The sequence below is a fragment of the Paenibacillus sp. 01T431 genome, from assembly GCF_056398625.1.
On record NZ_JBFTPT010000004.1, the window covers coordinates 64437 to 79281 of the forward strand.

Genomic DNA, 14845 nt, shown 5'->3' on the forward strand with positions numbered 1-14845 from the left:
TCTTTGAATGTCTCTTTTATCAGAAGATCGAAAACAGTATATTCTTGTTCAGCTGGATACCTTCGGTAAGGTGCAGGTCATTTCGTTAGCGGAACAGCTTCAGGTTTCTCTTGAAACGATTAGACGTGATCTGTTTGTGCTGGAGGAGGAAGGAAAGCTTAAACGTGTATATGGCGGAGCTGTAAAGGTGCAATATGAGAAAGGCGAGCCACCCTATCAGCAGCGTCAAATTCTCAATCTTGAAGCTAAACAGGTTATTGGGCAGCGAGCGGTAGATCTGATTAATGACGGGAACACGATTTATATGGATACCGGTACAACGATTCATGAAATGGCACGAGCTCTGCGAGGTAAAAAAAGGATAACAGTTATTACCAACTCCTTAACGGTAGCGAATCTTCTAACGGAATCACTAACGCAAGGACTGTTTAACGGACGAGTCATTATTTTGGGAGGCGAAATCTCGCCAGAGCAGCAATCAGTCAGCGGTCATATATCACAGGAAATACTTAAAAACTTTTACGTGGACAGAGCTTTTGTTTCCGTAGGCGGTATTTCAATCGAGACAGGAATTAGCGATTACGATATGAATGATTCCGTTATTTCAAAAATGATTATATTGAAGGCGAAGGAAGTGATCGTGTTAGCGGATCACAGCAAGATTAGTATACAGGCATTTTGCCATATTGCACCTTTAGAATCGATTGATGTTGTCGTATGTGAGAAGGACCATCCTGAAGCATGGGCACAAGAGCTCGAAATAAAAGGAATTACCTGGATTAACGCAAGTCAAATCAATTAAGCGAGAAGAATCGGACGCAGCTCCGGTTCTTCTTTTTTATTTTGCGAAAATGATTAGCTTAAATAATAGGAACGGCTAGATTTTAGGCTTGAAATTGATCAATCATACAACAAACAACAACATCGGGCTTAATGATACCTTATTATTACGAAAATACCACGATAACAATCTTTAACTACACTATAAATATCACAACAACAGTAATAAGTGCTTTATTAATTACTTATTAGAGAAATTTTGAAATTAGAAGAATAGGAGAATGGTTTATGACTTGTCGAACTTTTCCGCTCATTTGCGCCCATACAGGGAGCGGTGCTGCACCGGATAACACAAGGGCTTCCTTTCTGGAGAGCATAGCTATGCGTGCAGACGTGGCAGAAGTTGATCTTAGGGTGACAGAGGACGGTAAGGTGGTATTGCTGCATGACCATAGCCCGCTGCTTGCCGAATTGACATTCGAGCAATTGAACCGGCCGGAAAACCGCGTAAAGCTCAGCCCTGTTTACGAAAGCCACACCATTACGACACTCGATGAAGTTCTAGGCTTGGCAAGAGAATACGGGATAAAGCTCAATTTGGATATCAAAACAAATGCGGTAATTGAACCAGCGATTAAGAGCATCAGGAATTTTGAAATGGAGGAGCTTGTATTCATTACAGGGTGCTCGGACGAAATTACGAACCGCCACCGGGGAATTAAGGTTCTTTATAACACGCCGGATGTACTTACTGAACAAGAGGAACTTGACTATATCGGATGGGCACGAATCGTTTGCGAATGGGCAAATGTAGGCGGATATTACGGCTTAAACCTGAATTACCGAACTTGCCGCAGCGAATTGGTGGAATATGCACATAGGCTGGGTTTGGCAGTGTGGGTCTATACCGTTGATGATAGGGAATCTCTTATCGAGATGATTCATTTAGGTGTCGATGAAATAACGACAAACGAGGTTAATCTGCTGAAACAATTAAAGTTGGAAACAGATTAATTCAAAAATGATAACGAAGGGAGAAGCCCTCATTGCAAACCAAAGTGGCTATAGTACCAGCTGGAAATCGAAAAAAACAGCGTTTTGTTTATTTGTTGAAAAAAATATGGTTATACCGCTATTTGTACTTCATGCTTCTGCCTTGTCTAGCGTCCTTCATTATTTTTTCCTATATCCCAATGGGCGGATTGCTTCTAGCGTTTAAGGAATTCAAATTTAATCAAACCATACTTGAGAGTCCGTGGGTCGGCTTCGAATATTTCGCAAAGTTTTTCAACGATGTTCAAAGTATGACGCTGATCAAAAACACACTTATCATCAGCTCAATGAAGTTATTTCTCGGTTTGCCGTTCCCGATTTTACTTGCGCTAATGTTCAATGAAATTAAAAACCGTGCCTTTAAAAACATCGCCCAGAGTATTTCGTATTTACCGCATTTTATGTCATGGGTCATCGTTATTGGTTTAGTACAAAGAACATTGGCGCCGGATACTGGCTTGCTTAATGAAGCGATCACCTATTTTGGGGGAGACGGCAGCACATTCTTTATGAATGAAGCCAAATATTTTTATCAAATCATGTTCGGCAGCCACATATGGAAAACAATTGGCTGGGATTCCATTATCTATTTGGCAGCCATCGCTGGAATTAATCAAGACATGTATGAAGCAGCCAAAATTGACGGGGCAAGCAAATGGGCGGAAATATGGCATATTACCCTTCCGTCGATTCGTCCGACCATTCTCATCGTGTTTATTCTATCGCTTGGAAGCATTTTGTCAGCGGGATTCGACCAGCTATATTTGCTCAAGATGCCAGGAAACAGTGATCTGGTAGATATTCTGGATACGTATGTAATCCGCGTGGGCTTGCAGCAAGGCCAATACGGATATGCGACGGCAGTCGGTATGATGCAAGGTGTTATCGCTTTGATTCTAGTTGTCACTGCCAATCGTTTCGCACGAAAAGTGTCCGGCACATCGGTTTGGTAATTTGTTCGATAGAAGCATTTTTCCTTGAAGAGAGACGCTTAACCGCGTTTTTCCATATAAATTAAAAAGAGAAGGTAGGAATGGAGATATCATGTTTAAGAACAAAAATTGGGCAAGACTGTTGACGGTTCCGATTATAGCTTCCTTGTTAATTACTGGCTGTGCAGCCAAAGAAACGAATTCAGGGAACAAGCAGGAAGGCGTCAAAGATAACAAAGAAAAACCTGCGACTTGGATTGCCGACCGCAAAATTAAAGGCCTAATCTTTATGGGGGCAGATGATTATACGGAAGAGATGAACCCGGAAGTATTAAAACAAATTAAAGAGAAAACGGGAATTGATTATCAAATTAATATAATGCCGGCCAATCGTTCGCTCGACGGCTTAATTGCTGGACTAGCTTCGGGTGACTTGCCTGACTTTATCGGATTTTATTTGAATCATAGCGGTCGACCAGAAATGCCGGTTGTACTAAAAGCTGCTCGCGAAGGCATGTTCACAGATCTGACTCCGTTTATGAAGGATACGAAAATATACAGCAAGTATCTAGAAGATGGCTATCTGCCGCTTGATACAAAAAACGGCGTCATGTTCCGTCCAGAGTTTAACGGCTCAGCCTATTTCATGCACATGAATATTTCGAGAGAAACAGGCTATGAAACGCGGAAAATGTTAGGCGGACCATTTATTCGCAAGGATATTGCCGAAGCGCTTAATATCGATCCAAAAACGATTACAACTTCCGAGAAGTTGTATGAGGCGGCACAAAAAATTAAAGCTGGAAATTTCAAAGATAACAATGGAAAAGACATTGCCAGCGTTATTGGCCCAAGATACTGGGGCGGAACAGAAGTTAAAGCGTTGTATAGTGACTTGACTGTAAATGTGAACCAAACCTTTGTACGGAATAAGGAAGGTAAAATTGTACACGAGAGTCAAACGGAGTACCCGCTCAAGCGTGTAGCGTTTGTTCAAAAGCTGCTGAAAGAAAAACTAATGAATCCTGAGTTTTATACGATGGAAGAAAATCGTGCAACAGAAGGTATTTTGAACGGCTCCTTCGCGATTATTGCTGATATGCATAACTACCTTGATTTTAATAAGGATATGCATTACTTGCCGATTGGTCCGTTAAATGAAGCGGACAAGCCTTACCAAATGAAGCTTAGCTATAAAACGGCTGGCGGCGCTTGGGCAATTCCTTCTTCAACCAAAAATCCTGAGGATATCGTCAAATTCGCTGACTTCTTGGCGAGCCGCGAAGGCAAGCTGCTCTGGCAATACGGAATTGAAGGAAGAGACTACATACTTGATGATAAGGGCAATCCGATTGTTAAAAATGAAGTATTGGAATTGAAAGATAAAGATTCGAAAGCCGCGAAAGCGCTTGGGTTTGCTGGCGTAGGCAACTATTGGGGCGAAATTCTTGGCAATACAGATGTTGATCGTATAGCGGATTTTGGTGAAACAGAATACGGTAATGCTGCCAAACCTAATATCAATGAGGGACCGCTCAAGATTGCTGAGTATTGGGAGTGGGATAAAAAAAGAGCGAATGCAATAATCTCAGATACGTATGCTCCAACGGCTTTCCTTGGCGAGTTTGCGAAGGAAACGGAATTAAAAGCTGCACTTGATAATTATGACGAAAGCCTCAAACGTGCTTATTATGCTAAAAGCCAGGATCAAGTAACGAAAATATTGGAGTCAGCATCTGAACAATTAAAAGCTGCAGGCTTAGATGATTACTTAGCATTGCTTGAGAAAAAAGATAGCGATCCAAATACAAAAGTAGAACTATAACATTCATTAAAGCTGCTGGTGGTCTGTTTCATTCGTACATGAAATGTACTGCGATGAGACGGACCACTAACGCTAAGGACATGCTTCCGAGGCTGTTTTGCTTCGCAAATGTTGAAGGAGTGCAAATAACGTGGATAAACCATTTTATAAGATTTCTACAGGAGAAAAATTAGTTCAGATTGCCATCTATGTATTGATCATTCTTTTATGTTTATCTATCATTCTTCCGTTTCTGAACATCTTTGCTTTGTCCTTTAATTCAGGCAAAGATGCGGAAAGAGGAGGCATCTATTTGTGGCCGAGATTATGGTCTATTGAGAACTATAAGGAAGTTTTCTCATCCTCCAATATTATAAGTGCATTCGGCATTTCGATGTTCCGAACGATTGTCGGGACATTAGCAAGCGTCTTTTTGACGGCGATGGCAGCTTACGCATTAAAGAGAAAAGCGATGCCAGGCGTTCGATTTTTTACCATGCTTATTTTTTTCACCATGTTGTTTAGCGGCGGCATCATTCCATACTATTTGTTGTTGAAAGACTTGCATTTGACGAATACAATCTGGGTTTATATCATTCCGGGATTGTATAGTGCATGGAATTTAATAATTATGCGGACTTTCTTCCAAGAGATCAGTCCGAGCCTCGAAGAATCTGCAAGAATTGATGGATATAATGATTTTTCAATTTTCATGAAGGTGATCATGCCGCTCAGCAGGCCGGTTGTGGCTGTCATCGCGTTATTTAACGCAGTGGGGCATTGGAATGATTGGTTTACAGGTGCCTTCTATGTTCGAGAGAGCAATCTGCGGCCTTTATCGACATTGCTGCAAGAAATGCTGACCCGGGCAGATGCGCTTCGAAATACGCTCGAGCAAGCGGCTGGATCGACGCAATATGAAATGTTGGACAAAATTCAGGTGACAGGAAACTCGCTGAAAATGGCGACGATTATTATCGTCATCACACCGATTATTATGATTTATCCTTTTATTCAGAAGTATTTTGCCAAAGGCGTTATGATCGGTTCGGTCAAAGAATAAGGCAGGAACGGAGGAACATAGTGAATGACACAAGTAATCATTTCAAATCCTTATGATAAACAAGAGGGCATGTGGCTGAAAGGGAGCTTCCATAACCATACAACAAATAGTGCTTGCGGCTCTCAAACGCTTGAGACGGTTTACCGGATGTATGGGCAATACGATTTCCTCGGCATTTCCGACCATGATTTCATTACCGTTCACGAAGGGAAACGTTCAATCACGACCGTATTCGAAGCGATGGAGGTCAGCAGTCCGCAAAGGCATATGCTTCTCATTAACCCTCCGCGCTCGATGATGGATAACTATTCAAACGAGTTTTCAATAGAACGGTATCAGCAGTTTTCTGACCTTTGCACGAAGCAAGGGGGAATGAGCGTCCTCGTTCATCCGAATCGTTATTATTCGCAGTATTGGCCGATTGAAGATATGCTCGCGATGCCTTGCTACACCGGAATCGAGATCATAAATGGCGAAGGAAATCCAGCGTTCGACATTGCTTTCGACAAATGGGATGCGCTGCTCTCAGCTGGGCGAAAAGTATGGGGGTTTGGCGGAGACGATTTTCATGTGTATGGGCAAGAGAAACGAACTTGGAATATGGTGCTTGCAGAGCAAAACACCAATGAGAGTATTACTTCAGCGATGAAATCCGGAAGCTTCTATGTTTCCACAGGCTATGGTTTTGAGTCGATTCATGCAGCCGATGGGACGATCGAGTTTAAACTGCTTGCGAGTGAAGGATTGGACCGGATGTACAAATATGCAACTTTGTTCGGCAAAGACGGAAATGTATTATACGAGACTTCCGGTCGTTTCAATAGCGTTAGTTACAAATGTCGTGGTGATGAAGGTTACGTAAGGGCGGCAGTTTATTTGGAAGGCGGTTTTGGCGCATTCTCTCAACCCCTATTTGTTGGATAGGGTGTACTCTCATACATGATAACAGTAGTCTGACGATAACAGCAGGGTAGTACATGAACAGGAAGAATGTGAATTTGAATGAGTAAACAGGTTGATCCGCGCCAAAAGAGCATCATCTCGATAACATGGCCTATCTTTATTGAAGCTTTATTTGGGATGCTGATTGGAACGGTCGATACGATGATGCTTAGCAGCTACTCTGATGGAGCAGTGGCAGCGGTTGGGATAGCTAATCAGATTTTAGTTGTAGTGGGCTTGATGTTTGGATTTGTTACGGTGGGTACAAGTGTCATTCTCAATCAATGGCTCGGCGCAGGCAACTTGCATGGCGCTGATCGAATCGGGAGAACGGCGCTTACTTTGAATGTTATGCTCGGTTTAATAGCTAGCGTAGGATTGATTGTCTATGCCGACGTGTTTTTAGCGCTTTTTAAAGTGCCCGAGGATGTGATGGCAGAAGGAGTCAGTTATTTATCGATTGTCGGCAGCTCCGTCTTCATTACTGCAATAAGCATGACGTTAGGTACCATTTTACGATGCCGCGGTATTGTGAAAGAAATGATGCTCATCGCATTGGGTATAAATGTGCTGCATATTACCTTGAATTATCTGGTGCTGATGGAGCCTTTTGGCTTTCCTAATCTAGGTGTAGAAGGAGTAGCAGCATCCACATGGATAACCCGTGCCATAGGGATGATCGCTTATTTGATTTTATGTATTCGAAGCTTGGAGTATAAGGTTGGCTTGATTAGTCCATTTAAGTTTCAAAGAAAAAATATTGGCCTTATATTTAAACTAGGTATTCCTTCGGCAGGTGAGCATGTTTCTTATAATCTCTCACAGGTTGTAATCACATATCTAGTCACGCTGATCGGTACGACAGCGTTAACGACAAAAATTTATTCGCAGAGCAAAACTTCTTTTGTTTTTGTTTTTTCAATGGCAATTGGTCAAGGAACGCAAATTATTGTTGGACATCTGATTGGAGCCCAGCAGAAGGATGATGCTTATCGATCCAGTATTCAAAGTTTGAAGCTGGCGTTCGTCATTTCGCTTGCGTTTGGTATTTGCATCTATAGCTTCTCAGGTCAATTGCTCAGCCTTTTTACTAATGATGCAGAAATTATATTGTTAGGCAAGCAGCTCATGTTGTTATCGATTATGCTGGAGCCGGCTCGGGCTTGCAACATGGTGCTTATCAGTTGTCTAAATGCGGCTGGAGATGTGAAATTCCCAGTTGCTGCCGGGTTAGTGTCCATGTGGGGGATTAGTGTGCCGCTGGCATACGTGTTTGGGATCGTGTTCGACATGGGGTTGGTAGGAATATGGCTGGCCTTTTCAATCGATGAATGGATAAGAGCATTACTGATGTTCTACAGATGGAGGAGACGTTCTTGGCAGAAGGTCGATATTTTGGCGAAACTTGCTTAACTAGAAAGAGTAACTGTATGAAAATACGGATACTCTTTTTTTGTGTTTAAACCGTTATATTTTGAAAATGTGATTGGAAATTCATCTATTTTAATTACAAAAAAATCAGCACCTTTGACAAAAATCATGTAGTGAACAGCTAAATAAATAATAATAATGAAGAAAAATGAAAGTATTCTAATAAACCAATTGCAGGATTATGGTAAAAACAATCGAATTTAACGATACTATAAGGTTTATTGACATGCCGAGTTCTGTATATCGGAAACGGGGGAACCACCTAGGGTGAATTGCTTAATGTATTTTTTTAAGCATAGGGATCTTCAACCGAACCCATAAGCTAACCTCGTAGGCACCGAAGGGAGAAGTTGTTTTGAAGAAGGGTTTTATTTTATTGTTATCCTGCTTGCTGCTGCTTACTGGAGGAGGAAGCGTGCTTGCAGATAAGTCGGACAAGTCAGTGCTTACGAATTCCATTAGCGAGGTTGTTGGAACTCCTTATAAATGGGGAGGCACAACGAGCAAAGGGTTTGACTGCTCGGGTTTTATTCTACATATCTTTAATCAATTTGATGTTAAGCTGCCTAGAACATCTCAATCGCAATCAGACACAGGCACAGAGGTCAATAAAGATGAACTACGCGTGGGTGATCTTGTGTTCTTCAACACAAGCGGCAAAGGCGTTTCTCATGCGGGCATTTACATTGGGGATGGGAAATTTGCTCATTCTTCTACAAGCAAAGGGGTTACGATTACAAATCTTAACGATTCTTATTACGCAAAACGTTATGTAACAGCAAGGCGTGTCGTAACAGAAGATACATTTGCTGCGATGATGGAGTCTAAATAATGTGTAATGATTTTAAAAACCACCTTACGAGGTGGTTTTTTTTATGTAACCATTTATTAAGTATTTGTTAAAGGGTTGTAAGCCAATAATTCGCAAGCTTACAATGTAAATAACATGAGTAATGGAATGAGGTTATAGGATTGAAAAGAGGAACAATCGCATCTTTGGTAGAGGTACTAGCTGTATCTACTAAACTAGGACTAACCTCATTTGGGGGTCCGATAGCCCATCTGGGTTATTTTCACAATGAGTATATTCGTCGCCGTAAATGGATGGATGAACGTAGTTATGCAGACCTCGTTGCTTTATGTCAGTTTCTACCCGGACCAGCCAGCAGTCAAGTTGGGATCGGTATAGGGATAGTTAGGGCTGGGTTATTGGGCGGACTAGTGGCTTGGTTAGGGTTCACACTGCCATCGATCATAGCATTAGTGGCCTTTGCTTTTTTGCTGCAAGGATTTGATCTTGGAAACACAGGCTGGATTCATGGATTGAAAATTGTAGCGGTGGCCATCGTTGCTCATGCCATTCTAGGGATGGGGCAGAAACTAACACCGGATCGAAATAGAGCTACGATAGCAGTCATCGCTGCTGCGGTAACGTTGTATTGGCAAGCGGCCTATAGTCAAGTAATCATTATTGCTGCAGCTGGATTGATCGGGGTATGGTTATATCGTATGAAAACAGTCGAGGGAACTCCTGATCTGAACATTCGAATTAGCCGTTCCCTTGCGATCTCCTGCCTCGTTATATTTCTCACGCTTCTAATTGTGTTGCCATTTCTAAGGCAATGGGGAAATATGGAATGGATTGCGATGTTCGATAGCTATTATCGTGCAGGCTCACTGGTGTTTGGAGGCGGACATGTTGTGCTGCCGCTGCTTGAGAATGAAGTTGTCTTTACCGGGTGGGTTAATGAATCGGATTTTTTAGCAGGTTATAGCGCTGCGCAGGCTGTGCCTGGTCCACTTTTTACATTCGCTAGTTATCTTGGTACTCTCTCTGGTGGATTAACTGGAGCCATTGTCGCAACTACAGCAATTTTTTTGCCGGCATTTCTTCTTGTTGCTGGAACATTGCCGTTTTGGAATGTGTTGCGAAATAACTCAAAAATCCAAGGTGCATTAGTTGGCGTTAACGCCGCTGTAGTTGGCATATTGCTTGCTGCACTGTATGATCCGCTTTGGACTAGCGCGATAGTAGAGTCCGGTGATTTTATGCTGGCTGCCGTATTGTTTATTATGCTTGTTTTTTGGAAGCTACCACCTTGGATGATTGTTGTGGTCGGTGCATTAGGCGGAATGGTCCTTGAACTTATTTAATAATTAATCAATTGATAAAAACCTCTAATCCGCGATAACGGATTAGAGGTTTTTTATATGAATTGAATCTGCCTACATGACGGATTTTGCAGCAATGCTCAATTGCTCTTTAATGAGGTCAGCGGTGAGTTGTCCGGATAAAGTGACCATCGGGACGCCGCCACCGGGGTGTGTTGATCCGCCAACGAAATAAAGATTATCGAGCAGCTTGCTTTTGCTTGGAATTTTGAAGCCCCCGTTAAGCTTGCGGTCCGTTACAATGCCGTAGATGGAACCGCCATTAGAACCATAAAGGTGCTGGATATCATCTGGAGTGAAGGTATATTCAAACTCAATATGCTGTCTCAGCTCCGTTAGTCCCATACGTTCGAGCTTATTCAGAACCAGGTCTCTGTAAGCCGCCTTCTGTAACTCGAAGCTTTCTCCAGGTTTGAGCGGCGGCACATGAGTAAGCACAAATAGATTTTCTTTGCCCTGCGGTGCCTGTCCAGGATCCGTTTTGCTTGAAACCCCGATGTACACTGTTGGATCATCTGTAGGTTTGCCTTCGACAAATATATCGTTGAACTCTTTATCTGGATCTTCAGAGAAGAAGAAATTATGGTGAAGAAGCTGATCATACACTTTATCCACGCCAAGAAGCAGCACAAGTCCTGATACAGTAGGCTCGTATTTAGCTAAATCCTTTACGCGGTCGGCCGATTTCGGATGATGCTGCAGCAGTGTTTGATGCGCTGGAATAGCCTCAAGATTTGACACAATCAGATCAGCTTCTATTACGTTGCCATCTTCTAAAGTTACCCCTGTTGCGGTTTGGCCGACTGTATTTATTTGAGCAACTGGAGCTGAAGTGCGAACCTCCACACCGAGCTCATCAAGCAGCTTAAGCATACCCTCCGCAATTCGGTACATACCGCCTTCTACATAATAGATGCCAAGCCCCATTTGTACATAGATTAATTGTGACAGCACAGCGGGAGCGGCATAAGGCGAGGAACCGATATACATGATGAAAAAATCGAACAATTGACGCAAATGCTTGTCCTTCAGAAAGCGGTTTGTCGTCTGATGCATGGTCTTCATCGGGTCCATCGCTAACAGTTCCTTCATACTGTGGTGACGCCGCAGGTCGCTCAGGCCACTAAGGCTCTTGTTATAAAAGCTTTTTGTGTTGAGCTGATACATTTGCTGACAATAATCCAAATAAGAGAGGAATTGCTGTGCATCAACCGGTGAGATTTGTTCGAATTGCTTGATTAGGTCAGGGAAGTCACCTGTTATATCAAGTGTTACCCCATCTTCGAAAAAAGTTCTCCACTGAGGTTCAACACGAACCAGCTTCATATAATCCTCTAGATTGCGGCCAGCACTTTCAAACAGCTGTTCGAGCACCCAAGGCATCGTCAGAATAGAAGGGCCCGTATCGAAAGTGTAGCCTTGCCCTGATCTTACGTTTAATTTGCCGCCAACGCGTTCATTTTTTTCTAATATGGTCACTTGATGCCCATCTACAGAGAGGCGAATAGCAGCTGCTAGTCCGCCGAGACCGCCTCCGACGACAATAATCTTTTTGCTCATAGGAGCACTTCCTCTCATCATTGGTCATTTAGCCGAAACGATGCAGATGACAAACTATATACACAATCGTATAATCGTTGTAGAACTAACGTAAAAGGTTAATGCGATAAGCAGAATGCGGGATATGCATTTAACCAACACTTTTTCACTTTCAGTATTAACAAATTTTACCTATAACATGCAGCTTTTGCAGGATCAAATCTTCGGATAGCTCCTGCTATTTCGTCGTTAAGGGACGAGAATGAGGCTATAAAAAGCGAATAATGGCTCGTATAGTTTGAATGCCATCATTTTCACCAAAGATAGGGCTGTGGTTGTAAGTTTGTATACCCATTATCAACTGCCAAATGGAATGACCTAATTAGCCTGGTGAAAGGTGGTACACAACTTTGGGGAAAATGAGCTGTTTGTATAAGAAAACATGGAATAACGAGTCATATAAGGAATTTTGGTACCTTTTGTACAGAGGATTAGATCTATGATTGGAAATGTTGTGCTGTTGCTTGGCGGACTTATTTGTGGTGCATGGCTGCTGAACAAAATCCGACCATTAGATGAGGATTTGGTGCCTTTCTCAAAGAACGATAGAAAGAGTCTCTCAAGCATTTCAGTTATCATTCCAGCTAGAAATGAAGAGAGAAACCTGACACAATTATTGCCATCAATAAAGGGGCAGCAACTCGCTCCATTTGAAGTGATTGTAGTAGATGACGGATCAACTGATCGTACAGCAGCCATCGCTGAATCATTTGGTGCAATAGTTGTAAACCCGGGCGAGCTGCCGGATGGTTGGCTTGGTAAAAGCTGGGCGTGCTGGAATGGCGCGCAGGCAGCAAGCGGTCATTTACTTATTTTCCTTGATGCAGATACTTGTTTAGAGGATGCTGGGTTGGCGGTGCTGGCTGAGGCCCATTCCAAGCAGAACGGGCTGCTTTCGATCCAGCCTTACCACAAGATGAAGCGGCGCTATGAATGGTTGTCAGCTTTCTTCAACATCATCGTCTTAGCAGCGGTTGGAGCACCTCAAACTGCTGCCGCAACAAAGAAGAAGGCTGTAGGCGCTTTCGGTCCTTGTATAGTCTGTACCCGAGAATCATATTTTCAAACAGGTGGGCACGAGGCTGTTCGTGAGCGTATTCTCGAAAATTACAGCTTAGGCCTTCTATTTGCTGAGCAGCAAACGGTTCGGAATTGTAGCGGAAAAAGTGTTATTGCTTTCCGAATGTACCCGGAAGGCATTCGGAAATTGTGTGCAGGCTGGAGTAAAAGCTTCGCATCAGGTGCATCTTCTACGACACCGCTGCGTTTACTAGCTATAATCTGGTGGCTAACTGGTTCGATTACGGTTGTTACACAATGGTTGAATCCTCAAATTTGGCGATCAAGCGACCAAATAACGATAGGAATAATCAGCTACCTCGCTTATGTTTTGTTAATAAATATACAGTTGAGCCGAGCTGGAAATTTTGGTTTCCAGACCGCTTTCCTGTTTCCTATTCCGCTTCTCTTTTTTATGGGGATCTTCGCTAGTTCAACGCTGCAAACCTTTTTTCGCCGCAAGGTCACATGGAAAGGTCGCTCGATTTCAACTATGAAGGGAAGCGGGCGGAAGTGAGAATTTTTGAATTTTCACCGTTTTGGACATTGGTTGTAAATATTTTTGCATGGCTGCTTGTGCATATGGGCGTGTCCTATTTGTTTTTGAAAATGCCTGATGTTTGGTTCAGCCGCACTGCTGATCGCATGAAACCTCAGACAAAGAGGCGCGGAGAAGAATTGGTCTATGAACGATTGTTATTCATTCGTGTTTGGAAAGACAAACTGCCAGACGGAGGAAGCTTGTTTCAAGGAGGCTTTGCCAAGAAAAAATTAGCTGTCCTTGAGAAAGCTTACTTGCAGACCTTTATACTTGAAACGCGGCGCGGAGAGTGGACTCACATCATTTCGATGCTGCCTGCGCCGCTATTTTTCCTATGGAACGAAAGCATTTATGGCTGGATCATGATCGTTTATGCCATTGTCGCCAATGTCCCATTTATCATTGTACAGCGCTATAACCGTTTTCGGCTGCAGCGCATTTTTTGGAAACTGAAGGAAAAGAGTGAAATGTAATGATGTACACAATCAGACAAGCTTCAACACTGCTAGGTATTCCTGCGGTTACGATTCGTGCTTGGGAAACAAGATATGAAGCGATTAAGCCCATTCGCACAGAAACAGGCTATCGCCTCTTTGATGATAAAAATATGGAGGATTTACGCTTCCTCAAAAATCAGACGGATGAGAAAGGGATGACGATTTCACAAGCTGTTCGGCTGCTAAAGGAGCAGCAGCTTTTGCGTGAACGGATGTTGGAAGCGAAGACAGAGACCCATGCTAAAGTTGGGGCAGAAGAGGCTCATCAAGAAATGGTGGAGCGCTTGTATAACACGCTTTGCAACTTTCGTACGGAACAAGCAAAAACGATGGTTGATTTAGGATTTTCTATGTATGGCTATGACATTATGATCTATCAAATCTTATTTTCAGTAATGATTAAAGCCGGCACGGAGTGGGAAGAAGGCAGAGCTTCTGTTGCGCAGGAGCATTTTATTACACAGTTCGTGATTCAGCGTTGTCTTAGTTTCTTTCAACTTTTTCCGATTGATAATCGAGTGCCCCGCATGCTTGCTTTATGTCCATCTGGAGAACATCACCAAGCAGGACTACTTTTATTTTCTTTATTTTTGCGTAAAAAAGGGGCTGACGTGCTGTATCTTGGACCAGATACTCCGGAGGATGGCATTGCAGAGTTGATTAAGTCGCAGCAAATTCTAGTCCTATGTATTTCGTTAACTGACGCAAACTTAATGGAACCCACTTTTGCTTTTATAAACCGTTTATTGGTTCATCATGCTGATCTGCAAGTCGTTATAGGCGGACAAGGCTTCAAAAACGTACCTGAACCGTATTCTGATTGGGTGCTGCCGAATGGCAATCAAGAAGAATGGGAAAGATGGTTTAAAGATAAGGTTTTAGGGTTAAGTTTCCAATTCTAATGAATAAATTAACTTTACAGACTATTATCAAGTATGTATTATGTTTGTATAATGTTTGTATAGTTAATTT

The 14845-nt window shown here is 42.6% G+C and carries 13 protein-coding genes and 1 riboswitch; of the genes, 12 read left to right on the forward strand and 1 reads right to left on the reverse strand.

The features are described from left to right. Positions 1–7: 7 nt before the first annotated feature. The 9 genes from AC1DM9_RS07970 to AC1DM9_RS08010 all read left to right on the forward strand — a co-directional run bounded on the left by AC1DM9_RS07970 (position 8) and on the right by AC1DM9_RS08010 (position 10159). Complete coding sequence (locus AC1DM9_RS07970) at positions 8–802, forward strand: DeoR/GlpR family DNA-binding transcription regulator (protein ID WP_339202926.1); 795 nt, start codon at positions 8–10, stop codon at positions 800–802. Between the two features lie 266 nt (positions 803–1068). Next, complete coding sequence (locus tag AC1DM9_RS07975) at positions 1069–1794, forward strand: glycerophosphodiester phosphodiesterase (RefSeq protein WP_477579404.1); 726 nt, start codon at positions 1069–1071, stop codon at positions 1792–1794. A gap of 50 nt (positions 1795–1844) precedes the next feature. Beyond that, positions 1845–2786 (forward strand): ABC transporter permease, encoded by a 942-nt coding sequence (locus AC1DM9_RS07980; RefSeq protein WP_477579762.1) that lies wholly within the window; start codon positions 1845–1847, stop codon positions 2784–2786. A 91-nt stretch (positions 2787–2877) separates the two neighbouring features. Beyond that, positions 2878–4590 (forward strand): extracellular solute-binding protein, encoded by a 1713-nt coding sequence (locus tag AC1DM9_RS07985; RefSeq protein ID WP_477579406.1) that lies wholly within the window; start codon positions 2878–2880, stop codon positions 4588–4590. 130 nt (positions 4591–4720) lie between these two features. Next, entirely contained in the window at positions 4721–5632 is a 912-nt protein-coding gene (locus AC1DM9_RS07990; RefSeq protein ID WP_477579408.1) for a carbohydrate ABC transporter permease, read from the forward strand. 24 nt (positions 5633–5656) lie between these two features. After that, positions 5657–6556 (forward strand): CehA/McbA family metallohydrolase domain-containing protein, encoded by a 900-nt coding sequence (locus tag AC1DM9_RS07995; RefSeq protein ID WP_477579410.1) that lies wholly within the window; start codon positions 5657–5659, stop codon positions 6554–6556. A 78-nt stretch (positions 6557–6634) separates the two neighbouring features. After that, on the forward strand, positions 6635–7987 hold the full coding sequence (locus AC1DM9_RS08000; protein WP_477579412.1) for an MATE family efflux transporter: 1353 nt from the start codon (positions 6635–6637) through the stop codon (positions 7985–7987). 235 nt (positions 7988–8222) lie between these two features. Then, a riboswitch (cyclic di-AMP (ydaO/yuaA leader) is annotated at positions 8223–8357 on the forward strand. 3 nt (positions 8358–8360) lie between these two features. Then, positions 8361–8837, forward strand: coding sequence for a C40 family peptidase (locus AC1DM9_RS08005; RefSeq protein ID WP_339202917.1), 477 nt, complete (start codon positions 8361–8363; stop codon positions 8835–8837). A gap of 134 nt (positions 8838–8971) precedes the next feature. Next, complete coding sequence (locus tag AC1DM9_RS08010; RefSeq protein WP_477549601.1) at positions 8972–10159, forward strand: chromate transporter; 1188 nt, start codon at positions 8972–8974, stop codon at positions 10157–10159. Positions 10160–10231: 72 nt separating this feature from the next. On the opposite strand, the gene AC1DM9_RS08015 is transcribed toward AC1DM9_RS08010, so the two are convergent. After that, the gene (locus AC1DM9_RS08015) at positions 10232–11737 is read right to left on the reverse strand and encodes a phytoene desaturase family protein (protein ID WP_477579414.1); all 1506 of its coding nucleotides are present in this window, start codon (positions 11735–11737) and stop codon (positions 10232–10234) included. A 478-nt stretch (positions 11738–12215) separates the two neighbouring features. Between AC1DM9_RS08015 and AC1DM9_RS08020 the strand changes: the two genes are divergently transcribed. From AC1DM9_RS08020 to AC1DM9_RS08030, 3 genes are read left to right on the forward strand one after another with little or no spacing between them, the layout of a single operon-like run. After that, entirely contained in the window at positions 12216–13352 is a 1137-nt protein-coding gene (locus AC1DM9_RS08020) for a glycosyltransferase (RefSeq protein WP_477579416.1), read from the forward strand. After that, the gene (locus AC1DM9_RS08025; RefSeq protein ID WP_477509657.1) at positions 13349–13849 is read left to right on the forward strand and encodes a glycosyl-4,4'-diaponeurosporenoate acyltransferase CrtO family protein; all 501 of its coding nucleotides are present in this window, start codon (positions 13349–13351) and stop codon (positions 13847–13849) included. Before AC1DM9_RS08020 ends, AC1DM9_RS08025 begins: the two co-directional genes overlap by 4 nt. Beyond that, the gene (locus AC1DM9_RS08030) at positions 13849–14775 is read left to right on the forward strand and encodes a MerR family transcriptional regulator (RefSeq protein ID WP_477579418.1); all 927 of its coding nucleotides are present in this window, start codon (positions 13849–13851) and stop codon (positions 14773–14775) included. The genes AC1DM9_RS08025 and AC1DM9_RS08030 overlap by 1 nt, the downstream gene beginning before the upstream one ends. The last annotated feature ends 70 nt before the right edge of the window (positions 14776–14845 follow it).

Coding starts and splice junctions, on each gene's coding strand:
- AC1DM9_RS08030 (WP_477579418.1), top strand. CDS start 13,849: ATGATGTACACAATCAGACAAGCTTCAACACTGCTAGGTATTCCTGCG.
- AC1DM9_RS08020 (WP_477579416.1), top strand. CDS start 12,216: ATGATTGGAAATGTTGTGCTGTTGCTTGGCGGACTTATTTGTGGTGCA.
- AC1DM9_RS07985 (WP_477579406.1), top strand. CDS start 2,878: ATGTTTAAGAACAAAAATTGGGCAAGACTGTTGACGGTTCCGATTATA.
- AC1DM9_RS08015 (WP_477579414.1), bottom strand. CDS start 11,737: ATGAGCAAAAAGATTATTGTCGTCGGAGGCGGTCTCGGCGGACTAGCA.
- AC1DM9_RS08000 (WP_477579412.1), top strand. CDS start 6,635: ATGAGTAAACAGGTTGATCCGCGCCAAAAGAGCATCATCTCGATAACA.
- AC1DM9_RS07995 (WP_477579410.1), top strand. CDS start 5,657: ATGACACAAGTAATCATTTCAAATCCTTATGATAAACAAGAGGGCATG.
- AC1DM9_RS07970 (WP_339202926.1), top strand. CDS start 8: ATGTCTCTTTTATCAGAAGATCGAAAACAGTATATTCTTGTTCAGCTG.
- AC1DM9_RS07975 (WP_477579404.1), top strand. CDS start 1,069: ATGACTTGTCGAACTTTTCCGCTCATTTGCGCCCATACAGGGAGCGGT.